At 67.7% G+C, this 21239-nt stretch carries 19 protein-coding genes, 1 tRNA gene and 2 pseudogenes; 5 read left to right on the top strand and 17 right to left on the bottom strand.

From position 1 onward, the window contains the following. The first annotated feature begins 16 nt into the window (after positions 1-16). Complete coding sequence (gene acnB, locus x551_RS00575) at positions 17-2608, top strand: bifunctional aconitate hydratase 2/2-methylisocitrate dehydratase (RefSeq protein ID WP_036228630.1); 2592 nt, start codon at positions 17-19, stop codon at positions 2606-2608. On the opposite strand, the gene x551_RS00580 is transcribed toward acnB, so the two are convergent. From x551_RS00580 to x551_RS28045, 5 genes and pseudogenes are all read right to left on the bottom strand, one after another. Next, entirely contained in the window at positions 2598-4826 is a 2229-nt protein-coding gene (locus x551_RS00580) for an FUSC family membrane protein (protein WP_036247274.1), read from the bottom strand. The genes acnB and x551_RS00580 overlap by 11 nt on opposite strands. After that, positions 4826-5742 (bottom strand): annotated as a pseudogene (locus x551_RS00585) (2-dehydropantoate 2-reductase). Before x551_RS00585 ends, x551_RS00580 begins: the two are co-directional and overlap by 1 nt. A gap of 22 nt (positions 5743-5764) precedes the next feature. Next, positions 5765-7204: an exodeoxyribonuclease I gene (gene sbcB, locus x551_RS00590; protein ID WP_036228742.1), complete on the bottom strand. Its 1440-nt coding sequence runs from the start codon at positions 7202-7204 to the stop codon at positions 5765-5767. Between the two features lie 38 nt (positions 7205-7242). Then, complete coding sequence (locus x551_RS28040; RefSeq protein WP_343252093.1) at positions 7243-7551, bottom strand: hypothetical protein; 309 nt, start codon at positions 7549-7551, stop codon at positions 7243-7245. Further along, on the bottom strand, positions 7551-8123 hold the full coding sequence (locus x551_RS28045) for a hypothetical protein (RefSeq protein ID WP_343252094.1): 573 nt from the start codon (positions 8121-8123) through the stop codon (positions 7551-7553). The genes x551_RS28040 and x551_RS28045 overlap by 1 nt, the downstream gene beginning before the upstream one ends. Positions 8124-8321: 198 nt before the next feature. On the opposite strand from x551_RS28045, the gene acnA reads away from it, so the two are divergent. After that, positions 8322-11051: an aconitate hydratase AcnA gene (gene acnA / locus x551_RS00600; protein WP_011828957.1), complete on the top strand. Its 2730-nt coding sequence runs from the start codon at positions 8322-8324 to the stop codon at positions 11049-11051. A gap of 48 nt (positions 11052-11099) precedes the next feature. Here the strand turns inward: acnA and x551_RS00605 are convergent, their stop codons facing one another. The 4 genes from x551_RS00605 to x551_RS00620 all read right to left on the bottom strand — a co-directional run bounded on the left by x551_RS00605 (position 11100) and on the right by x551_RS00620 (position 13163). Next, positions 11100-11456 carry an arsenate reductase gene (locus tag x551_RS00605; RefSeq protein ID WP_011828956.1) on the bottom strand — a complete coding sequence of 119 codons (357 nt, stop codon included), beginning with the start codon at positions 11454-11456 and terminating at the stop codon, positions 11100-11102. A 4-nt stretch (positions 11457-11460) separates the two neighbouring features. Further along, positions 11461-11979, bottom strand: a complete 519-nt coding sequence (locus tag x551_RS00610) for a hypothetical protein (protein WP_011828955.1) — start codon at positions 11977-11979, stop codon at positions 11461-11463. Between the two features lie 66 nt (positions 11980-12045). Continuing rightward, positions 12046-12465: a YbaN family protein gene (locus x551_RS00615; RefSeq protein ID WP_011828954.1), complete on the bottom strand. Its 420-nt coding sequence runs from the start codon at positions 12463-12465 to the stop codon at positions 12046-12048. A gap of 65 nt (positions 12466-12530) precedes the next feature. After that, on the bottom strand, positions 12531-13163 hold the full coding sequence (locus x551_RS00620) for a hemerythrin domain-containing protein (RefSeq protein WP_253950260.1): 633 nt from the start codon (positions 13161-13163) through the stop codon (positions 12531-12533). A 271-nt stretch (positions 13164-13434) separates the two neighbouring features. Here x551_RS00620 and x551_RS00625 point away from each other — a divergent pair. Further along, a pseudogene (locus x551_RS00625) lies at positions 13435-13880 on the top strand (PA2169 family four-helix-bundle protein). A gap of 23 nt (positions 13881-13903) precedes the next feature. After that, positions 13904-14179: a hypothetical protein gene (locus tag x551_RS00630; RefSeq protein WP_036228638.1), complete on the top strand. Its 276-nt coding sequence runs from the start codon at positions 13904-13906 to the stop codon at positions 14177-14179. A gap of 5 nt (positions 14180-14184) precedes the next feature. On the opposite strand, the gene x551_RS00635 is transcribed toward x551_RS00630, so the two are convergent. Then, on the bottom strand, positions 14185-15810 hold the full coding sequence (locus tag x551_RS00635) for an NAD(P)/FAD-dependent oxidoreductase (protein ID WP_036247304.1): 1626 nt from the start codon (positions 15808-15810) through the stop codon (positions 14185-14187). Between the two features lie 540 nt (positions 15811-16350). Here x551_RS00635 and x551_RS23120 point away from each other — a divergent pair. After that, the gene (locus tag x551_RS23120; RefSeq protein ID WP_051511759.1) at positions 16351-16614 is read left to right on the top strand and encodes a hypothetical protein; all 264 of its coding nucleotides are present in this window, start codon (positions 16351-16353) and stop codon (positions 16612-16614) included. 130 nt (positions 16615-16744) lie between these two features. On the opposite strand, the gene x551_RS24875 is transcribed toward x551_RS23120, so the two are convergent. The 7 genes from x551_RS24875 to x551_RS25680 all read right to left on the bottom strand — a co-directional run bounded on the left by x551_RS24875 (position 16745) and on the right by x551_RS25680 (position 21064). After that, positions 16745-16805: transfer RNA gene (locus x551_RS24875), tRNA-Ser, on the bottom strand. 200 nt (positions 16806-17005) lie between these two features. Beyond that, a complete protein-coding gene (locus tag x551_RS00645; protein WP_036228643.1) occupies positions 17006-17542 on the bottom strand; it encodes a DUF6036 family nucleotidyltransferase in 537 nt (178 codons plus the stop codon). Beyond that, positions 17539-18216, bottom strand: coding sequence for a helix-turn-helix transcriptional regulator (locus x551_RS00650; RefSeq protein WP_036228646.1), 678 nt, complete (start codon positions 18214-18216; stop codon positions 17539-17541). The genes x551_RS00645 and x551_RS00650 overlap by 4 nt, the downstream gene beginning before the upstream one ends. A 159-nt stretch (positions 18217-18375) precedes the next feature. Next, the gene (locus x551_RS00655) at positions 18376-19353 is read right to left on the bottom strand and encodes a phosphorothioated DNA-binding restriction endonuclease (RefSeq protein WP_036228647.1); all 978 of its coding nucleotides are present in this window, start codon (positions 19351-19353) and stop codon (positions 18376-18378) included. A gap of 1 nt (position 19354) precedes the next feature. Further along, on the bottom strand, positions 19355-19768 hold the full coding sequence (locus tag x551_RS00660; RefSeq protein WP_036228650.1) for an HIT family protein: 414 nt from the start codon (positions 19766-19768) through the stop codon (positions 19355-19357). A 17-nt stretch (positions 19769-19785) separates the two neighbouring features. Then, positions 19786-20826 (bottom strand): integrase domain-containing protein, encoded by a 1041-nt coding sequence (locus x551_RS00665; protein WP_036228652.1) that lies wholly within the window; start codon positions 20824-20826, stop codon positions 19786-19788. A gap of 13 nt (positions 20827-20839) precedes the next feature. Then, a complete protein-coding gene (locus x551_RS25680; protein WP_161727917.1) occupies positions 20840-21064 on the bottom strand; it encodes a hypothetical protein in 225 nt (74 codons plus the stop codon). Positions 21065-21239: the final 175 nt, after the last annotated feature.

Raw genomic sequence — 21239 nt, forward strand, 5'->3', positions numbered from 1 at the left:
GTCCCCGGAGTCCACCATGCTGCAAGCCTATCGCCAACATGCCGCCGAACGCGCCGCGCTCGGCATCCCGCCGCTCCCGCTCGAAGCGAAGCAGGTGGCCGAACTGATCGAGCTGATCAAGAGCCCGCCGGCCGGCGAAGAGTCCTTCCTGCTCGACCTGCTGACACACCGCGTCCCGCCGGGAGTCGACGACGCCGCCAAGGTCAAGGCCTCGTTCCTGGCCGCCGTGGCGCACGGCGATCTCGCGGTCGCGCTGATCTCCAAGGCCAAGGCCACCGAATTGCTGGGCACGATGGTGGGTGGCTACAACGTCAAGCCCCTGATCGACCTGCTCGACGACGCCGACGTGGCCGCCGTCGCGGCCGAAGGCCTGAAGAAGACGCTGCTGATGTTCGACTTCTTCCACGACGTGGCCGAGAAGGCCAAGGCCGGCAACGCCAAGGCCAAGGAAGTGATCCAGAGCTGGGCCGATGCCGAGTGGTTCACTTCGCGCCCCGAGGTCGACAAGAAGATCACCGTCACCGTCTTCAAGGTGCCGGGCGAGACCAACACCGACGACCTGTCGCCGGCGCCGGACGCCTGGAGCCGCCCGGACATCCCGCTGCACTACCTGGCGATGCTGAAGAACACGCGCGAAGGCGCGGCCTTCAAGCCCGAGGAGGATGGCAAGCGCGGACCGATGCAGTTCATCGACGACCTGAAGAAGAAGGGCCATCTGGTCGCCTACGTCGGCGACGTGGTCGGCACCGGCTCGTCGCGCAAGAGCGCGACCAACAGCGTGATCTGGGCCACCGGCCAGGACATCCCCTTCGTGCCGAACAAGCGCTTCGGCGGCGTCACGCTGGGCGGCAAGATCGCGCCGATCTTCTTCAACACCCAGGAAGACTCGGGCTCGCTGCCGATCGAAGTGGACGTATCCAAGCTCGAGATGGGCGACGTGGTCGACATCCTGCCGTACGAGGGCAAGATCCAGAAGAACGGCGCCACCGTCGTCGAGTTCAAGCTGAAGAACGAGGTGCTGTTCGACGAGGTGCGCGCCGGCGGCCGCATCAACCTGATCATCGGCCGCAGCCTCACCGGCAAGGCGCGCGAGTTTCTCGGCCTGCCCGCCTCGACGCTCTTCCGCCTGCCCAAGGCCCCGGCCGCGACCCAGGCCGGTTTCACGCTGGCGCAGAAGATGGTCGGCCGCGCGGTCGGCCTGCCCGAGGGCCAGGGCGTGCGCCCGGGCACCTACTGCGAGCCCAAGATGACCACCGTCGGCAGCCAGGACACCACCGGCCCGATGACGCGCGACGAACTGAAGGACCTGGCCTGCCTGGGCTTCAGCGCCGACCTGGTGATGCAGAGCTTCTGCCACACCGCGGCCTACCCGAAGCCCGTGGACGTGAAGACGCACCGCGAGCTGCCTGCCTTCATCAGCAACCGCGGCGGCGTGGCGCTGCGCCCGGGCGACGGCGTGATCCACAGCTGGCTCAACCGCCTCCTGCTGCCCGACACCGTGGGCACCGGCGGCGACAGCCATACGCGCTTCCCCATCGGCATCAGCTTCCCCGCAGGCTCGGGCCTGGTCGCCTTCGGCGCGGCCACCGGCGTGATGCCGCTGGACATGCCCGAATCGGTGCTGGTGCGCTTCAAGGGCCAGATGCAGCCGGGCGTGACGCTGCGTGACCTGGTGCATGCGATCCCGCTCTACGCGATCAAGGCCGGCCTGCTGACGGTCGCCAAGGCCGGCAAGAAGAACGTGTTCTCCGGCCGCGTGCTGGAAATCGAGGGCCTGCCGGACCTGAAGGTGGAACAGGCCTTCGAGCTGAGCGACGCCTCGGCCGAGCGTTCGGCCGCCGGCTGCACCATCAAGCTCAACCCGGCGCCGATCAAGGAATACCTCACCAGCAACGTGGTGCTGATGAAGAACATGATCGCCGACGGCTATGCAGACGCCCGCACCCTGCAGCGCCGCATCGAGAAGGTCGAGGCCTGGCTGGCCAATCCGCAGTTGCTCGAGGCCGACAAGAATGCCGAGTACGCCGCCGTGATCGAGATCGATCTGGCCGACATCAAGGAACCGATCGTCTGCTGCCCCAACGACCCGGACGACGCCAAGTTCATGTCCGAGGTCGCCGGCACCAAGATCGACGAGGCCTTCATCGGCTCGTGCATGACCAACATCGGCCACTTCCGCGCCGCCGCCAAGCTGCTGGGCGGCCAGCGCGACATCCCGGTCAAGCTGTGGGTCGCCCCGCCGACCAAGATGGACGAGAGCGAGCTGATCAAGGAAGGCCACTACGCCAACTTCGGCGCCGCCGGTGCCCGCACCGAGATGCCCGGTTGCAGCCTCTGCATGGGCAACCAGGCCCAGGTGCGTGAAGGCGCGACCGTCGTCTCCACCAGCACCCGCAACTTCCCGAACCGCCTGGGCAAGAACACCAACGTGTTCCTGGCCTCGGCCGAACTGGCGGCGATCGCCTCGAAGCTCGGAAAGATTCCGACCGTGGCCGAGTACCACGAGGCGATGGGCATCATCAACAAGGACGCCGACAGCGTGTACCGCTACATGAACTTCGACCAGATCGACGAGTACGCGAGCGTCGCGAAGGAAGTCACCGCCTGATCACCGGCGACACCGCTCGAGGCCACGGCCCGCAGTTCCTGCGGGCCGTTTTCCTTTCAGGCCCGCCGTTGCGCGTGCGCGCGCAGCCGTTGCACCGCGGCGGCCACGCCATGAGCGGCCCGTACCACCATCTGCGAGCGGCGTTCGAACCACGGCAACAGCGCCGCCCCTGCCGACTGGGCCGGCAGTTCGAAGGACGGCAGCGCTCCGGTGCGACTTCGGCCGGCGTGGCGGCAGCCGAAGTCGGGCCCGGCGCGAGGCAGGCGTGCACCGCCGCGGCGGCGCGACGCAGCACCGCCTCGGCCGGCTCGCGATCGAGCGCGTCGACCCGGCGGGTGAGCATCTGCCGCATCGCGGCCAGGTGGCCGAGCATTTCCTGTCCGTGGGTCAGTGCGTCGGTGATGGCCTGCAAAGGCACCCGCACGCGTTCCGGCTCGACGCTGCTTCGCTGTGCCATCGCGGCCAGCCCGGCGAGGGACTCATAGGCCTCGCGACGCGCCAGACCCAGCCGCGCGCGGCTGCGCCCGGGCTCGGGCCAGGTCAGCACCTCGATGGCCAGCGCGTTCAGGCTGTTCAGCAGCCGGTCGAGCGCGCGCGTGAGGCTGCTGCGCTCCCACGACGGCAGGACGTAGCAGAACGCCCAGGCCAGCCCGGCGCCAAGTGCGGTATCGGCCAGGCGCTCGGCCACTGCGAAGCCGGCGGCCGGATCGGCCAAGTGAGCCTGCAGCAGGGCCATCACGGTGGCAGCGATCGCCGTGACCAGATAGCGCACGTTGACGAAGGCATGCGCGGCCGCGACCGCCAGCAGGAAGGCCACCGAGGCCACGCCGCTCCAGTGCAGTTGCGCCAGCCCGAGTACCAGCAGACAGCCGAGCACCGTGCCGCCGAGCCGCGCGTTGCGCCGCTCGAGCGTCTGCTCCAGATTGCCGCGCAGCACGACCGCGACGCTCAGCACCAGCCAGTGCGGGTGCGAGGCCCAGGGCAGCGCCTCGCCGATGAAGTAGGCCGCCCCGAGCGCGACGGCCGATCGCACGGCGTGCCGAAGCACCGGCGATCTCCCGCTGGTGTGTGGTTTCAGCGCAGCGAGCGGCCAGCCCTCGACCGACACGAACAGGCTCAATTCTTCCTGCGTCAAACGCAGCGGCAACAGCTCTCCGCGCAACAGCGCGCGCATCTGCCGCAGGTCGTCGATCATGTGCTGCGCGCGATCGGCCAGCGCCGGCAGCAGGTGTTCACGCCGGTCGCCCGCCGGGATCGAGACACCGGCCACCCAGGCGTGCAGCGGGCGGTCGTCGCTGTCGTGCGCAGCCTCCACCGGGTCGTCGTAGCGCAGCGCGCCCTGCATCGCATCGAGCGCGGCCGCCTGCGCCTCCAGATTGGCGGCGAGCCGCTGGCGCACCGCAGCCGCCAGCGCATCGTCACCCAGCAGGCCCAGATCGAGCTCACTGGCCAGCAGGGTGTCGCGCAGATCGACGGCGGTGACCAGCAGGCCGGCGAAGGTCCGCGTTTCGGTATCGCGGTCCGGCCGCTCGAAGATCAGATCGCGCGCCGCCTGCACCCGGTCGTTGAGTGCCGTCTCGTCGCGGATCCACGTTCGCAGCCGGTCGGCGGCCGAGTCACTGCCGCGCACCTGCGGCGATGAAGGCACGAGCAATGCGGCGCGCGCCCGCAGCAAGGCGGACAGCCCCTCCAGCACGCCAGCCAGGGCCAGCGCTCGATAGCGGCGCTGCAGCATCACCGAGCAGAACATCGCCCAGGCCATGTACAACGCCGCGCCGAGCGCCGTCCAGGCGGTGTGCGCGAACACCGCAGCCGCGCCCGACACAGGCGGCGACGCCATCGCGAACACGATCGCGAGGATGCCGACGAACGACACCGGACCGGCGCGCAGGCCCCAGGCCAGCGTCATCGCGGAAGCGAAGGCCACCAGCGCCACCACGCCGCCGAGCGCCACCGGATGCAGGCGCAGCGCGACGACGAACGCCGTCACGACGCAGGTGCTGAACGCCGCCAGCGACACCCTGAGCCAGCTGCGCCGCGGCACCACGGGCAAGTCGGCCAGGCTGACGCAGACCGCGCCGCTGACCGCCCACAGCGCCGGCGCGCTGCCGGCCAGCGCCGACACCAGCGCCTGGATCAGGCAGATGCCGAGTGCGACGCCGATGCCATTGACGACATGCAGCGGCAGCGCGTGCAGCGGACGCCAGGGAACGCGCATCAGGCGGGCGGCGCTTCCAGGGCCTTCACCAGCGCGTGCAGGCAGCGGTTCACCGGCGTTGGCGTGCCGGTGGCCTCGCCGCGCCGCACGACGTAGCCGTTGAGGTGATCGATCTCGCTGCGGCGCCCGCGGCGCAGGTCCTGCGCGGTCGACGAGAACTGCGCCGGCATGGTCTGCGCGATGCGGCGCACCGACGCCGGCACCTCGCCCGGGATCCGAACGCCATCGGCAGCAGCCACGGCCAGGCACTCGGCCACCAGGTCATCCATGACGCGGGCGATGCCTTCGCGCGCGACCAGCGGGCCGTAGGCAGGTTCGTCAACGCCGACAGCGCGTTGTAGGCGCAGTTGAGCACCAGCTTGGCCCACAGCACGCCGGCCACGTTGTCCCCGGTCTCGGCCGGCACGCCGGCATCGCCCAGCAGCGCCAGCAGGCCGGCGGCCTCCAGCGTGCCCGGTGTGCCGTGCACGCCGGTCGGTCCGATCACCAGTTCACCGCGGCCGTTGTGCTTCACGTGGCCGGGACCGGCCATCTCGGCGGCGACGTAGACCACCGCAGGCCACACCGGCACACCGACCAGTGCCTGCAGCCGTTCGGCGTTGTCGACGCCGTTCTGCAGGCTCAGCACCAGCGCGTCCGGCGCCAGGTGGTCACGCAGCTCGAGGCCGGCCGCCTCGGTGTCGGTCGACTTGACGCAGAACAGCACCAGCGCCGCGTCGATCAGCGCCGCCGCCTCGGTGCTGGCGCGCACCGGCAGTTCGACGTCGAAGGCCGCCGTCTGCAAGCGCAGGCCGCGCTGCTGCAGCGCCTCGACATGGGTCGGTCGGCCAACCAGCACCAGCTCGTGGCCGGCACGCGCCAGCATGCCGCCGTAGTAGCAGCCCACGGCCCCCGCGCCCATCACGCCGATCTTCATCGTTCGCTTCCGCGCACGGGCGTCAGGGGGCCGGCGGCGCGATCTGCTCGGCGTAGTCGTAGAGCGCGCCCAGGATGTCCTGGCCCCGCTCGTCGGCCGACTCGCTGAGCGCGTCGATGCGTTCGAAGAAGGCCGCCAGGCTGCTGCCGCCGCCGACGCCCAGGTGCAGCCGCTCGGCGCGATGCTGCTCCCACTGGGCCCGCTCCTCGGCATCGAGCGTGTCCGGAAAGTTGCGCGCCCGGTAACGGAACAGCAGTTCCTCCAGGCGCCCGTCCTCGAACGACGGGCGCTGGCCCGCCAGCCCTTCCGGCGGCAGCCCACGCAGCCGCTCGAGCGTGCGCCGGTCGGCATTGGAGACGAAGCCGCCATACAGGTCTTCGTCGACGTCGGGTGCCTGCTCGGGCGCGGGCCGCGCGAACACGTCGGCCCACAGCGCGCGTGGCAGCGCGTCGTGCGCCAGGGCGATGTCGGCGTGACGCTGCACCCGGGCGGCGTCGTAGCCCCAGCGCTCGGCCATCGCCGGGCTCAGCGTCTTGAGGTTGCCGATGACGATCGGCGACTTGTTGATGTGGATGCTCTTGATCGGCAGGCGCGTCGTGCCCTCCGGCAGATCTTCGGCCTTGGTGAACAGGCGCTGGCGGATCGCGGCGGCATCGAGTCCGTAGAGTTCGCTGGGGTCGGCTGCCAGATCCCAGACGATCAGTTCGTTCTTGTTGGTCGGGTGAGCGCCGAGCGGCCACACCGCGGCGAGGCAACCCCGCTCGGCCGGGTACATGCCGGAGATGTGCAGGAAGGGCCTCCGCGCACCGGCACCGATCTCCGCCATCACCGCGTCCTTGCGGTGCAGCCGGAAGCAGAAGTCCCACAGGCGGGGCTGGTGCCGGCGGATCAGCCGCGCCAGGCCGATGGTGGCACGCACGTCCGACAGCGCGTCGTGTGCCGCCTCATGTGCCAGGCCATTGGCCGCCGTCAGGTGCTCGAGCTTGAACGAGGCTCGGCCGTCCTCGTGGCGCGGCCATTCGATGCCCTCGGGCCGCAGCGCATAGGTGCAGCGCACCACGTCTAGCAGGTCCCAGCGCCCGCAGCCGTTCTGCCATTCTCGGGCATAGGGGTCCATCAGGTTGCGCCAGAACAGATGGCGCGTCACCTCGTCGTCGAAGCGGATGGTGTTGTAACCCACGCCCACCGTGCCCGGCGCCGCCAGCTCGCGCTCGATGGTGGCAGCAAAAGCATGTTCCGGCAGGCCCTGCTCGAGGCAGGTCTGCGGCAGGATGCCGGTCAGCAGGCACGATTCGGGGTCGGGCAGGAAATCGGGCGCGGGCTGGCAGTAGTGCATCAGCGGCGGACCGATCTCGTTGAGCTCGGCGTCGGTGCGCACGCCAGCGAACTGCGCCGGCCGGTCGCGCCGCGGCCAGCGCCCGAAGGTTTCGTAGTCGTGCCAGTAGAAGCTGTGTTCGCTCATCGCCCGCAACATACCTCAAGCCGTGGCCGGGACCGGCGTCAAGGCCCGGCCACCCGCAGGAAGCTGGCGAAGCGCGGCAGGCCGCGCGCCGTGGTGCCGCGGTAGGTGTAGGTGACCACCGTGCCCTGCGGAGGCGGTGAAGCCCGCTGTGCATCGCTGAAGCCCGTGCCGAGCGCGAACTCCCGTCCCTGCGGCGTGCGCACGCGCAAGGCGCCCAACTGCCCGACAAAGCGGCCCTTCCCCGCGACGTGCCCGACGACGACTGCCTCGCCGTCCTGCAGCGGCTTGAGCTTCAGCAGCACTTCGCTGCGGCCGGTGACGTAGGGGGCGTCGGCCCGGTGCAGCATCAGCCTTCGCCGCCCTGCGCCACCACGCTGGCCAGTCGGGCCTGCAGGGCTGCGGCATCGAGCAGTTCCCATTGCTCCACTGCCATCAGCGGCCCGTGCCCCGTTTGACTGACCAGTTGAGCCATCCGCGCTGCCCGCTCGGTGAACGGGCCGGGCGCTCCCGGCAGCTCGAACACACCGTAGCGCACCTGCCGCCATCCGGCATCGTCGGGCTGCCGGTCCCGCACGATCGCCGTGAGCGCCTCGAAACGGCCGCGGCCAAGCCACAGCTCGCCGTCCAGCGCCACGGCCGGCAAGCCGGCCGTGAACCAGCTCGGCGCCGGCACCACGCCGCCACCACGAAACCGCAGCTCGCGTCCGTCCCATTGCGCCCGTACGCCGTCGAGCTTCTCGCTGACCCGGTAGCCGACCGGAGACTGGCCGGCCGCGGCCTCACGCGCCAGCAGCATCGACGGCGCGGCCGCACCGTCGCCGGATCGTCGCACCGCTGCGGCACCGGCGACCCGGACCCCAGCGGCCGCGGCCAAGGCCAGCGCACGCCCCACCACATCACGCCTCGACATCCCCTGCACGATCGCCTCCTGCCCTTCGATGGCCCGCGGCGATTGTTCGGTCGCATGGCCATCGTGGGATCCTCCCCACTGGAGCGGATCACGGGGGTGCGCACCGGCCCTCGCAAGGGTGCGTCGACCTAGGTGCCGCGATGTCATGTGGTGTTGGCATGCAAACCGCATAATCGTTTTCAACCCCAACCCACACCGAGGTCGACCATGCCCGCCACGAGCCCGCACGCCTTCCCGAAGACCCTGAAGAGCTTCAAGACCGCCTCCGGCAAGGAGGGCCGGTTCTACTCGCTACCCGAGCTGGCGAAGACCTTCCCGAACGTGGCGCGCCTGCCGGTGTCGGTGCGCATCGTGCTGGAGAGCGTGCTGCGCAACTGCGACGGCAAGAAGGTCACGAAGGAGCACGTGGAGCAGCTCGCGAACTGGCGGCCGACCGTCGAGCGCAGCGACGAGATCCCCTTCGTCGTCGCGCGCGTGGTGCTGCAGGACTTCACCGGCGTGCCGCTGCTGGCCGACCTGGCCGCGATGCGCAACGTGGCCGCGAAGATGGGCAAGAACCCCAAGGCGATCGAGCCGCTGGTGCCGGTGGACCTGGTGGTCGACCACTCGGTGATGATCGACCACTTCGGGTCGGCCAAGGCGCTGGACCTGAACATGAAGCTGGAATTCAGCCGCAATCGCGAGCGCTACCAGTTCATGAAATGGGGCATGGACGCCTTCGACACCTTCGGCGTCGTGCCACCCGGCTTCGGCATCGTGCACCAGGTGAACCTCGAGTACCTTGCGCGCGGCGTGCACAAGACCCAGGGCGGCATCTTCTACCCCGACACATTGGTGGGCACCGACAGCCACACCACGATGATCAACGGCATCGGCGTGGTCGGCTGGGGCGTGGGTGGCATCGAGGCCGAGGCCGGCATGCTGGGCCAGCCGGTCTACTTCCTGACACCCGACGTGGTGGGCTTCGAGCTCACCGGCCAACTGCGCGAGGGCGTGACGGCCACCGACCTGGTGCTGACGGTCACCGAGATCCTGCGCAAGGCCAAGGTGGTGGGCAAGTTCGTCGAGTTCTTCGGCGAAGGCACCCGCACCCTCGCCCTGCCCGACCGCGCCACGATCGGCAACATGGCGCCCGAGTATGGCGCCACGATGGGCTTCTTCCCGGTCGACGAGAAGACCATCGACTATTTCCAGGGCACCGGCCGCAGCAAGGCCGAGATCGAGGCCTTCGAGGCCTACTTCAAGGCGCAGAAGCTGTTCGGCGTGCCCGAGGCCGGCGACATCGACTACAGCGCGGTCGTGAAGCTCGACCTGGGCACAGTGGCGCCGTCGCTGTCGGGCCCGAAGCGGCCGCAGGATCGCATCGAACTCGGCCACGTGAAGTCGCAGTTCGGCTCGCTGTTCAGCAAGCCGCCGGCGGAGAACGGCTTCAACCAGCCGGCTGAGAAGCTGGGGCAGGCCTTTGCCACCAGCGACGGCCTGGAAATCCGGAACGGCGACGTGCTGATCGCCGCCATCACCTCCTGCACCAACACCAGCAATCCGGGCGTGCTGCTGGCCGCCGGGCTGCTGGCGAAGAAGGCGGTCGAGGCCGGGCTGAAGGTGAAGAAGCACGTGAAGACCTCGCTCGCGCCGGGCTCGCGCATCGTCACCGAGTACCTGGAGAAGGCCGGCCTGCTGCCCTACCTGGAGAAGCTGGGCTTCTTCGTCGCTGGCTACGGCTGCACCACCTGCATCGGCAATGCCGGCGACCTGACGCCCGAGATCAACGAGGCGATCACGAAGAACGACCTGGTGTGCGCCGCCGTGCTGTCGGGCAACCGCAACTTCGAGGCCCGCATCCACCCGAACCTGAAGGCCAACTTCCTGGCCAGCCCGCCGCTGGTGGTGGCCTATGCGATCGCCGGCACCGTGAGCAGGGACCTGATGACGGAACCGGTGGGCACCGGCAAGGGCGGCAAGCCGGTCTACCTGGGCGACATCTGGCCCACCAGCGACGAGATCTACAAGCTGATGAAGTTCGCGATGGACGGCAAGGCGTTCAAGAAGAATTACGACAAGGTCAAGAGCGATCCCGGCAAGCTGTGGGAACAGATCAAGGGCGTGAAGGGCCATGTCTACACCTGGCCCAAGAGCACCTACATCGCCGAGCCGCCGTTCTTCCAGGACTTCACCATGGAGCCGGCCGTGGCGGACGCCGGCGTGAAGGGCGCACGCATCATGGGCCTGTTCGGCGACTCGATCACCACCGACCACATCTCGCCGGCCGGCTCCTTCAAGGACACCACGCCGGCCGGCAAGTACCTGCTAGAGCACGGTGTGCTGAAGGCCGACTTCAACAGCTACGGCTCGCGCCGCGGCAACCACGAGGTGATGATGCGCGGCACCTTCGCCAACGTGCGCATCAAGAACCTGATGCTGCCGCCCAAGGACGACGGCGCGCGCGAGGAAGGTGGCTACACCCTCTTCCAGCTCGACGGTGCGGACAAGGGCCGCAAGCTCGCGATCTACGACGCCGCCATGCAGTACATCGCCGCCGGCGTACCCACGGTGATCTTCGGCGGCGAGGAGTACGGCACCGGCTCGTCGCGCGACTGGGCCGCCAAGGGCACGCAGCTGCTGGGCATCAAGGCCGTGGTGGCGAAGAGCTTCGAGCGCATCCACCGCAGCAACCTGGTCGGCATGGGCGTACTGCCGCTGCAGTTCAAGGGCAGCGACTCATGGAGCACGCTGGGACTGATCGGTGACGAGGTGGTGGACGTGGTGGTCGATGCCGACATGAAGCCGCAATCGGACGCCACGCTGGTGATCACCACGCCCACCGGTGAGAAGAAGACCGTGATCGTCACGCTGCGCATCGACACGCCGATCGAGGTGGACTACTACAAGCACGGCGGCATCCTGCCCTTCGTGCTGAGGCAGTTGCTCGCCGCGTGACCACCGCCTTGTGAGTTGTGAGGACGCGGCACGACGGTCGTCGCGTCCTCAGTGGGACAGCCGTGCGCTGAATACCGCCTCGTCGAAGCCGACCGTCACGCCACCCGGCCACTCCACCACGGGCCGCTTCACCAGCGACGGATGTTCCCTGAGCGCCCGCTGGGCGCTCGACGCGTCGACGACGGACTCCCGCACCGCAGGATCGAGTTGGCGCCAGGTCGTGCCCTTGCGGTTGACCAGCGTCTCCCAGCCGGTGGCGGACACCCATCTGGCCAGCGCGTCGGGAGGCACGCCCTGCTTCTTGAAGTCGTGAAACGTGTAGCCAACGTCGCGGGCCTCCAGCCAGGCGCGGGCCCGCTTCACGGTGTCGCAGTTCGGGATGCCGTACAGGGTGATCGTGGGCATGGAATCAGCGACCGTCGAAGAGATCGTCGCACTGCGGATCGACGTTGTTGCCCAGTTCGGCCACCTTGTCGGAGGTGTCGAGGCTGACCTGGAACCACACGCAGAACGGCGTGTCGTAGCGGTACGACCAGAGCTGGTGCTGCTGACGTGACAGGAAGCGCACGTTCGACGGATGGCCGATGCGCCGCAGCACTTCGTCGCGGCTCATGCCGATCTGCAGTGCATAGAAGTTCTTCTCGGTCAGCACCTGTTCCCAGCGCAGCAGCCGCTGGTCGGCATCGAAGTCGAGCATGTAAGTGTGCTTGCCCATCGGGCCTCGGGCGAACTCCAGCCGCTCACCGGCTGGAGCGAGTGCATAGCGCCCGGTCGGCGGCCCCATGCGCTCGATGACCTGCGCCTGCGGTGTACCGACGGGCAGGCCCGAAGGGCTGTAACCGGCGCAGGCTGACAACGCGAGCACGCCGATCCACAGCAGCATGCAGCGCAGGGTGGTCGATGCAGCAGCGGGGGTCGGCCGGTTCATGCGCAAATTCTGCCCGCGAGCGAAATCCGACCCGGTCGCGCGGAGATCGCGATTGAGCAACGTCGCTCAATCGCGACCTGGCAGCCGCCGCGTCGCGTCCGCCGTCGGCAGGCGCCACATCCACAGCGCAACGGCGGTGCAACACAGTGCGGGCATCCATCGCCAGGGCGAAGTCAGCCACCACCACGACCAGACACAGCCCAGCGTCATCATCACCGTGGCCAGTCGCTTCGCCGCCAGCGGGATCGCGCGATGCGAACGCCACGCCTGAATCATCGGTCCGAAGCGTCGATGCCCGAGCAGCCAACGTTCGCAGCGCTCGCTCCCGCGCGCAAAGCAGAAGGCCGCCAGCAGCACGAAGGGCGTCGTGGGCAACAAGGGCAGCACGATGCCGACCAGGCCCGTCAGCAAGGCCAGCCCCCCCGCCAGCGACCACAGCGCGCGAATCCAGCGCGGCGTCGGGGGAATTGGGGCCTCGTCCTGCATGGACGCAGTATCGGTCCGCCGGAGACCGATCGGTCGCCCGGCCGCCTGGGCCGGTCTCGAGCGCTCTAGACGGACCTCGCCGTCGCCCGCCCGGCCAGTGCTTCCAGCGCGGAGCCCAGACCCAGCAGGGTCGGTTGCGCTTCGGTGATGCGCCTGAAGACATCGGCATACACCGCATCGCCCTCGTCGCCGGCAAGCGGGTCGCGGTTCTGCAGGAAGGCCGCATCGAGTTCGCTCCAGTCCTGATCACCGAGCACGCGCTCGGCCATCGGCAGCACCATCGCCTCCTCCGTGCGCATGTGGTTCAGGTAGAAGTGCATGTAGGCCGTCATCGAGCGCTCGAAACGCTCGCGTCGCTCCTCGCCCTGGGGCGTCTCGGCCATCACCTCGAAGGCCAGCAGCTCGTGTTCGAGTTTGCGGATGAACTGCTCGCCCTGGGCATGGTCCTGATCGAGCCGGTTCAGCACGGCGGTGCGCTCTGCGCTGCGCGACCGCAGCATCGGAAACAGCAGCCGGCTTTCCTTGGCATGGTGCAGGCGCTCGGGAAATTCGTCGACGTAGAAGAGCATGGCGCGCAACATCCCGAAGTCCGGCAGCGTTCCGCGCCGGCGATGCTCTCCCAGCATCAGGTGGATGGCGCGCAGCATCGCAGACAGAGCCCGATGCTCCTGGCGAATGATGGTCAAGCTGGCGTGCACGGGGGGTTGATGCAGTGTAAGAAAGCGTACGGCCACGGCGATAAACACCCGCCGCGCCGTCGGTCGCTAGCGTCGATCCAGACCGCCCAGCAGGCCTTGCGCCAGATCAAGAGGCCGTTCATTCGCAGCGAAGGAGACACGGTGTAGGCGCGTTCGTACAGCACGCGGCGCGATCGCCCTACTGCCTTTGGACTGCAGGCTACCCATCATCGAGTTGCCACGGTCCCATCCATCCCGGGTGGTCCCACTTGCCCAACTTCGAGGAGTTCCCATGAGCGACAAGCAAGTCATCCAGATCCTGAACGAACTGATCGAAACGTCGAAGGACGGCCAGTACGGATTCGCGAAATGCGCCGAGCGAGCCGAGTCCGTCGCCCTCAAGCAGACACTGCAGGCCCGTGCCGCGGAATGCGAAAGCGCCGCGGTGGAGTTGCAGGCCCTGGTCCTGCAGCACGGGGGAAGCCCCGAGGATCATGGCAGCGTCGCCGGCGCCTTCATCGGGGATGGGTGTCGGTGAAGGATGCATTCACCGGCAGCAGCGATCACGCGTTGCTGGAGGAGTGCGAGCGCGGCGAGGACGCGGCACTGGCCCGCTACCGCAAGGCGCTGAAGCAGCAACTGCCGATCGACGTGCAGCAGACGCTCGGCCGGCAGTTGCTTGGGGTGCAGTCCAACCACGACCAGATCAAGGCGCTGCGCGACAGCGTGACGTCCTGAGTCCTGCAACCGACGCTTCGCACATGTCGGACACTGGCTACGATTCCTTCAACAACCGCGCCGAACTGGCTTCGGCGCGGATTGCAGGCTGCTTCTCTTGCCTGGCTATCTTCGAGCCGTCCGACGTGGTGAGTTGGACACACGGCGAATCCACCGCCGTGTGTCCGCTCTGCGGTGCGGACACGGTCCTGCCCCACGTCGGCAGCCTCGCGACATTGCGGGCCGTGCATGCCGGGCTGCTGGACAACTGCGACGAGACGATCCCCGCCGTCCTGACGCTGACGCCCGAGACCGACTAGCAAACTCAGCGCATCTCGAAACCCGGATAGCCGCCGGCGGCCAGTTCTTCGCAGCGTTGGCGGTATTTTCCGACCCCACCGATGTACGAAAGCATGCGGCGCTGCTTGCCCTTGACATTGGTTCCCATGTACCAGGAATCGGTCTTGACCAGCAGCGTCGCGTTGGAGGTCTCGTCGTGGTGAGCCACCCATTCGTCTTCCAGCGCCCGGCTGGGCTCGATGACGGTCAGGCCCTTACGGCGCAGCGCCACCAGGCACTCGGTGATCCAGTCGACCTGCTGCTGCAGGCAGGTGGTCATGTTGCAGAAGGCCGCCGACGGCGCCAGTGGCGCCCCGGTCGTGAAGAGGTTGGGATAGCCGTGCACCTGCAGGCCCATCGTGGTGCGGATCTCGCGGCCCCAGTCGTCCTTGAGCGAGCGCCCGCCGCGACCGCGGATGTCGATGCGCGTCAGTGCACCCGTTCCCGCATCGAAACCCGTCGCCAGGATCAGGATGTCGAGTTCGTGGAGCCTGCCGTCGGCCGTTCGCACACCTTCGGGCGTGACGCACTCGATCGGCGACGCCTTCACGTCAACGATCTCGACGTTCGGGCGGTGGTAGGCCTCCAGGTAGTTGGTGTCCAGTGGCACGCGGTTGGTCCCGAAGCCGTAGTTCGTGGGGATCAACTTCTCGCACAGCATCGGGTCCTTGAGCCGCTCGCGCATCTTCCCGCGCACGAACTCGGAGACCTCGGCGTTGACCTTTTCGTCGAAGAACATTTCGGAGAACGAGGCCAGCCACAACGCCAGCGAGCCGTCGTTCCAGAGCTCCTCCAGCACGGCGATCCGCTCCTCGGGCGTCCTTTCGGCCCAAGTGCCGTAGCCGCCGAAGTCGTAGACGTGGCCGGCAAAGGTGCGCTGCACGCGTTCCTTCATCTCGTGGAAGCGGCTCGAGAATCCGGCCCAGACCGCCTCGGTGTACTTCGGGTTGTTCATCGGGATCGTGTACTGCGGCGTGCGCAGGAACACCTTGAGGTGGCCGACCTGACTCGCGATCGTCTGGATGACCTGGATGCCCGTCGCCCCGGTGCCCACGATGCCCACGCGTTTGCCGGTGAAATCGACCGGCTCCTTCGGCCAACGCGCGGTGTGAAACAACTGGCCCTTGAAGCTGCCCTGACCGGGGAACACCGACGTCAGCGGCGCCGACAGCATGCCGCAGCAGGTGATGAGGAAGCGCGCCTGGACGGTATCGCCCTGGTCGGTCGTGATCGACCAGCTCTGCGCAGCTTCATCGTAGTGCGCCGCCTCGACGCGCGTGCTGAACCGGTAATGCTTGCGCAGGTCACAGCGGTCCGCCACGTAGTTCAGCCAGCGCTCGGACTCGGGCTGCGCCGGGAAGCGCTCGCTCGGTTTCCACCCCTTGTAGAGATCTTCCGAAAACCAGAACTGGTAGACCTCGGCCGTGGAATCGAACCGGGCGCCCGGGTAGCGATTCCAGTACCAGGTGCCTCCGACGTTGGAGCCGGCCTCGAAAGCCTGGACGTCGAACCCCTGCTCGCGCAGGCGATAGACCTGGTACAGGCCGGCGATGCCTGCCCCGATGACCACGGCGTCCACCTTGGTGGCCTTGGCAACGGTCTTGTCGTTCATCACGATCCCCTTCACTTGGTGATTTCAGCGGCCGTGACCGAGCGTCGCGTCACGGGAGAAGCGCTGCCCAAGGATGGAGGAGCGAAGGCAGCGTTTCCGTCACGCAGGCGACAGAGGCCATGGGGTGTAACCCTTAGACCGGCCGCCGCTGTCAGACAACGAATGACCCAGGGTCGGCGGGGTCGTTCGAGGCTCGCGTGAAAACCCGTTTGCCACCAGCACATCGACCCGAGGAGCGGATGCCATGCCCGATCAAATCAGCCTGCCAGGAGTTCCTGCCGAGCCCGCACTGTTCCAGCCCGAGGCCGTCCACGGGCGCGCCGGCCAGTTGCGTGGCTACAACCTGTTCTTTGCACTCGTCCCTCTGCGCGACGACGCAGAACACTTGGCCCAGGTCGGCGCCGAGCTGCGCAGGCGCCATGGGCTGCGGGGTCCGTGCCTCCCACCTCAGAATCTGCACGTCAGCCTGCATGCGGTCGCGGCTACGCCAACAGGATCCCTCGATCGGATATCGAAGCCGCCCGGGCCGCGGCTGCCCGAGTGCCCTGGCCGGGTTCGTCCATCCTGTTCGATCGTGCATCCAGCTTCAACACCGCAGGCAACAACCCCTTCGTCCTGCGCTGCGATGCACAGAGCGATGACGCCGTGACGCGACTGCGGGACGCACTTGGAGACGAACTACGCCGCGCAGGGCTCAGGCCGAAGCCGTCCCGCACACCGCACATGACGCTGCTCTATGACCCGATACTGGTACCAGAGCACCTCATCGAACAGACAGGATGGATGCTGCGCGATTCACACTGATCCTCAGTCACCAAGGCCGCGGACATCACGAGGGGCTGGGCGATTGGCCATCGCCTGATGAGGAATCTCGCGCGCGCGACAGCCAGAAATGACAAAGGCCCCGCACTGTCGTGCGAGGCCTTGTCTTTCTTGGTGGGCCCTGAGTGACTCGAACACTCGACCTACGGATTAAGAGTCCCACCTGCCACCCCGAGTGGCTTGTCGCAAGTCGTTGTCACCGTTGATAAATTTGGTGTTTCTGCGCCACGCGTTTTGTGCCTCAAGCGGGCCGATTTCAGGCTGTTTTCTCGAAGTTGCGGCACAAATCTGTCACAGCGATTCGGTGCGGATCAGGGCATTCTCACAAGGTCTAGGAGGCCCCTCGAGTTCACGCTTGAGGCAGGTCGTCGCCTTACGCTTCGACGGCTCTGGCCCACCGGCGGATGGCGGCCTTCAGACGACGCTTCGCGGAATCGTCCAGCGGCATCGCCGCCACGAGATCCAGCACGACTTCTGGCCTGACGTAGCGATGCGCGAGCATCGCCATGCAGAACTCGCGGTCCTTGTCGCGCCCGGCTGCTGCCTTCGACATGAACAGGTCCGGCAGGTCGAGGCAGTAGCCCACGCGTTGGTTGGTCGCGGCGCTCTGCACCCTGTGGACGCGGTCAATCCAGCCTCGCGGCAGTACTGCGGTTTCGGGACCCACGCCTTGTGCGTAGTAGCCGTAGGTCTGGTGAAACTGCGAGCCTTCACCGATGGCGCCATCGATCCTGTCGGCCAATTCGGGTGCCTGAAGCGGGTAGATGTCCGCCTCGGCCGACATCGTGAAGACATCGGGCGGATTCGGGACCGGACCCAGGATCGACTGGCTGCCGACGATGATGAACTCGTACTGGTCCGTCACGTCCGCGCTGGCGCGGATGATGTGTTCGAGTTCGTCGCGGGTCATGTCGGTGTCTGTGCTCCGGAGTCACCGAGCACGACACCCTTTCGCAGCTTGCCGACTTGGTCCAGCACGCCTTGACGCACCTGCGCCGGGAGCACTGCCGTCAGTGGCGATGCCTGGCGAAGCTCCTGCGCCCTTCGCGTTCGCCCCAGCACCTTGCGCCACTTCGCGCCGCGAAGAATCTCCTGCCACTCCTGCCACAAGCCCATCGAGCGTGAGTTGCCCGATGCCAGCCAGCGATCCAGCGTGCTCTGGGCCTGGTGCAGGAACTCGGGCTCCAAGCGGGCGAGTCGAATGGCCTCCTCGTGCAGCGCCAGGCTTTGAAGATCCTGGACTTGATGTCGGGTGTCGTCGGTGGAGACGGTCACCTGCACGACCGGGCGGGCGCGCTTGGACCTGGCCGCTGCCGTCCCCGGTGGCCCGGGCTGCAATGCGTCGCCGGCCAACAAGGCCAGTTCACCGCCAATGCCGAGTACCGACATCACGCGCAGGTAGGTTCCGATGGCCGGGCCCGGATCGCCCGATTCGACCGAGCTCAGCGTGGTGCGGGAGATGCCCGCACGCTTGGCCATCTCTACCGTGCCCAGGCCCTGGGCCTTGCGCAGGCGCTTGAGCCGATCGCCGAGTTGAAGCAGCAACTGGCGTTCGAGGATCACGGTGCTGTCGGGTACGTTCATTTGTTCAGAATACTAGTCAAAATAAGACGCTTTGTCCAGTTAAGCGCTCAATCAGTGCAACCCCGGAGTTGTAGCTGGACATCCTCAGCCGCCTCAGTGTCGGGGTGTCCTTCGGCAGTTGAACGGGCCGAAGCGCTCCGCCTACTGCCAAAAATTCGATCAGGTCGAATGCGAGTGACGGCCAGCATCGGCGACCTTACGTGCCGGTGCTTTGAACACGTTCTTCTGGTTCCACGCTAGGAAGGGCGGCGCCGGCCGCATGTCCACCTGCTGCGGTGCCAGCAGGCGCTGCCCGTGATGTCGCAACTCGCCCTGCTGGCTGCGGTCTCCGGCCATCGCGTGCTGGCTGAAGATGACGCGGTGCTCGGTGGGCTCGACCGTGAACGCCCCCAGGTCGAACAGCTTGTGGTGCAGCGCGCACAGGGCCAGGCCGTTGGGTTCGATATCGGGCCCGCCGACGTGATGCCACTGGATGTGGGCGGCCTCCAGGCCCGCACTCACCTGGCCGATGCGCAGGTCGAAGCCGCAGACGCAGCACCGGTACTCGTAAGCGCGCAGCACACGTTCGCGGAAGCCGGGGTCGCGCCTGCGGCGTTCTGCCTGGCCGTAAGTCGGCACGTCCGGCTCGCTGGCCAGGTGTGCGACCTGGCGGTCTAGGTCCAGACCGACGGCGGCTGGGATGTCAGCATGCAGCGTTGCGGGGAAGTAAGTCTCCAGCACACGCGCCGCCACAGCCTCCAGCAGACCCGGCACCTTGCGCAAGGCTTCGTCCACCTCCGGCGGGAAGCCGCCCTGCACATGGTGCGTCCTCAGCTCGCCGAGGTTGGGCGTGGCGCCGGCTGGTCGCCCGAGCAACTCTCGAGGGCCATTCAGCGACCACAGCGCCCCCTGGCCATCAGTGGCAAGGTGCCAGAAAGGATAGTGGCGCGACTTCGCGGCGCCGCTGGGGCCGAACTCGGTGAGCAGTGCCTGCAGCGATGTGTCGATGGTGGTGAACTCCACCAGCCTTGGCTCGTTGCGCTGCACCCGTGCCAGCGCCAGCAGGATCAGCAGCGGCTTGTGCGGGGCGTACACACCGGCCCGTTGTGCGCGACGGATGTTGTCGAAGGCCTCCAGCACCTGCGCGGCTGTCTTCATCTCAAACCGGCTCACCGCCACGGGCAGACCAGTAGTCAGCACGCTCCGGAAAGATCCACCGCACACCACCACGCGGATCGGCCAGGTCGCCGTTGTAGCGCGGGATCAGGTGCACATGCAGGTGTGGCACGGTCTGCCCGGCGGCCGGGCCATCGTTGATGCCAATGCTGTAGCCATCGGGGTGCAGCGACTGGTCCAGGTCGCGTCGTGCCACGTCGAGCAACTCGAAGACGGCGTCGCGCTCGGGTGGTTCAAGCTCGAAGAAGCTCCCTTTGTGCCGGCGCGGCAGCACCAGCGTGTGGCCGGGTGACACAGGGTAGGCATCCCGGATGACCACAGCGAATTGGTTGGCATGCACGATCCTGGCGAGTGGCAAGGTACAGAACGGGCAGACAGTGGCAGCAGGCGTCGACATGGGCGAACAAGCGTAACTCAGCGCCGAGCGCGGCTCGAACCCAGGTACACCGATGTGATCTGGCCCCTCGAATGCCCGAGTGACTCCGAGACCAGGCGCCGCGCCGCCAGATCCACGGCCGCATCGGCGCGCTCGTCGGTGGCCACCGGCGGTGCCACACCGGCTTCAGCTTCGTATCGCTCGGCCGCATACCCATGCCGCAGGCCATGCGCCGTCACGCCGAGCATGGCCTTGGTCAGGCCGAACAGCTCCATCACGTAGCGCTGGTGCCGGATGGCCCGGACGAGCTGGTAGCGTGGATCGCTGAGGCTGTCGTTCTCGCCGGGCGCCACGCGGCGGGCGTGCTCGATCGCGGCAAGCTGGGTCGGCGTGACCACGGGCACGTAGCGCAGCCGGCCGCCCTTGGTGCCGCGCCGCAGCTGCAGGTATTCCGCCGCGCCGGCAGCCGCCTTGCCGGCCTGGGCCGCAGTCACGATGTCCTGGTGGGGGCGGAACATCACCGCTTCCTTGCAGCGCAGGCCGAACTCCTTCATCAGCTCGATCTGCACGGCCACGCGCTCGTCGAACTCGGCAACGGCCGCGATCACCTCGTCGGGCACCACGCCGTTGTCGTCCCAGGCCTTGCTGTGCTTGGTCACGTAGCTGCGGCGGTAGAGGGTCTCGTCGCTGATGTAGGCGCCGATCGGCAGCACCAGCCACGGCTTGTCGATCCAACCCGAAAACGTGTGAAGGTAGCTGTGCGCCTTCTGGATGGCGGAAGGCCCGAGCTCGCCGGCCTTGGCGCGCCGTTCCATGTCGGCGAACAAGAAGCGCACATGCCGGTCGCCGAGCGAGCGCGGGTCGAGCTTGAAGCTCTTGATGTCGTTGTGCTCCAGGTAGTGGAAGGCGCGGTAGATGTACTGCCGTCGGTCTTCCATGGTGTCGTGGGAGACACCTTTGTCCTTGACCGCGTGGCGGAAGTTGTTCTGGACGAACAGCGCGTTCAGGACGAAGCCTCGCCTGCCGATCTGAATCGGCAGGGTGCGCAGGTTGACGGTGCGCGGGTCGAGGTCACGCATGGTGGTGCTCCGTTCAGGCCGCTGGCGCGGCCAGTGGGCGGGTGGGTTCGTGCGGCACCGTCCCGCCGGTGCCAGGCGCATTCAGGTTCTCAGGGTTCGCGCTTGCCGTCATCGGCATGGGCGCAGGCCAGTCGTAAAAGTGATCGCCCAAACACGGCGTCTGGCGCCGTGGCAGCCCGCTCAAGGCGGGGCGCAGGGGAATGGCCACGTTGGTGGCCACGCTGCGCAGCAGGTGCATGGGCGTCACCCATGCTGAAGCGCTCGGGGCGCTTCAGGGCTTCACGATCTGCCGCATGGCCTGAGTGCGCCAGTGCCACCTGGCGCGCCATGCGTGCGTGCACACCGGCGAACCCGATCGTGTCGGTGTTCGTCGGCGCCTTGTAGGCGCGCACGCAGCAGTCGTTGGGGAGTCT

It is taken from the genome of Methylibium sp. T29, assembly GCF_000576205.1.
GTDB lineage: Bacteria > Pseudomonadota > Gammaproteobacteria > Burkholderiales > Burkholderiaceae_C > Methylibium > Methylibium petroleiphilum.

Coding starts and splice junctions, on each gene's coding strand:
- x551_RS25680 (WP_161727917.1), bottom strand. CDS start 21,064: ATGCACCTGCTGCGCAGCGTGGCCACCAACGTGGCCATTCCCCTGCGC.
- x551_RS00610 (WP_011828955.1), bottom strand. CDS start 11,979: ATGAACCGGCCGACCCCCGCTGCTGCATCGACCACCCTGCGCTGCATG.
- x551_RS00665 (WP_036228652.1), bottom strand. CDS start 20,826: ATGCGTGACCTCGACCCGCGCACCGTCAACCTGCGCACCCTGCCGATT.
- x551_RS00605 (WP_011828956.1), bottom strand. CDS start 11,456: ATGCCCACGATCACCCTGTACGGCATCCCGAACTGCGACACCGTGAAG.
- sbcB (WP_036228742.1), bottom strand. CDS start 7,204: ATGAGCGAACACAGCTTCTACTGGCACGACTACGAAACCTTCGGGCGC.
- x551_RS28040 (WP_343252093.1), bottom strand. CDS start 7,551: ATGCTGCACCGGGCCGACGCCCCCTACGTCACCGGCCGCAGCGAAGTG.
- x551_RS00660 (WP_036228650.1), bottom strand. CDS start 19,768: ATGTCGACGCCTGCTGCCACTGTCTGCCCGTTCTGTACCTTGCCACTC.
- acnA (WP_011828957.1), top strand. CDS start 8,322: ATGCCCGCCACGAGCCCGCACGCCTTCCCGAAGACCCTGAAGAGCTTC.
- x551_RS00645 (WP_036228643.1), bottom strand. CDS start 17,542: ATGACCCGCGACGAACTCGAACACATCATCCGCGCCAGCGCGGACGTG.
- x551_RS00655 (WP_036228647.1), bottom strand. CDS start 19,353: ATGAAGACAGCCGCGCAGGTGCTGGAGGCCTTCGACAACATCCGTCGC.
- x551_RS00615 (WP_011828954.1), bottom strand. CDS start 12,465: ATGCAGGACGAGGCCCCAATTCCCCCGACGCCGCGCTGGATTCGCGCG.
- x551_RS00580 (WP_036247274.1), bottom strand. CDS start 4,826: ATGCGCGTTCCCTGGCGTCCGCTGCACGCGCTGCCGCTGCATGTCGTC.
- acnB (WP_036228630.1), top strand. CDS start 17: ATGCTGCAAGCCTATCGCCAACATGCCGCCGAACGCGCCGCGCTCGGC.
- x551_RS00630 (WP_036228638.1), top strand. CDS start 13,904: ATGTCGGACACTGGCTACGATTCCTTCAACAACCGCGCCGAACTGGCT.
- x551_RS00635 (WP_036247304.1), bottom strand. CDS start 15,810: ATGAACGACAAGACCGTTGCCAAGGCCACCAAGGTGGACGCCGTGGTC.
- x551_RS00650 (WP_036228646.1), bottom strand. CDS start 18,216: ATGAACGTACCCGACAGCACCGTGATCCTCGAACGCCAGTTGCTGCTT.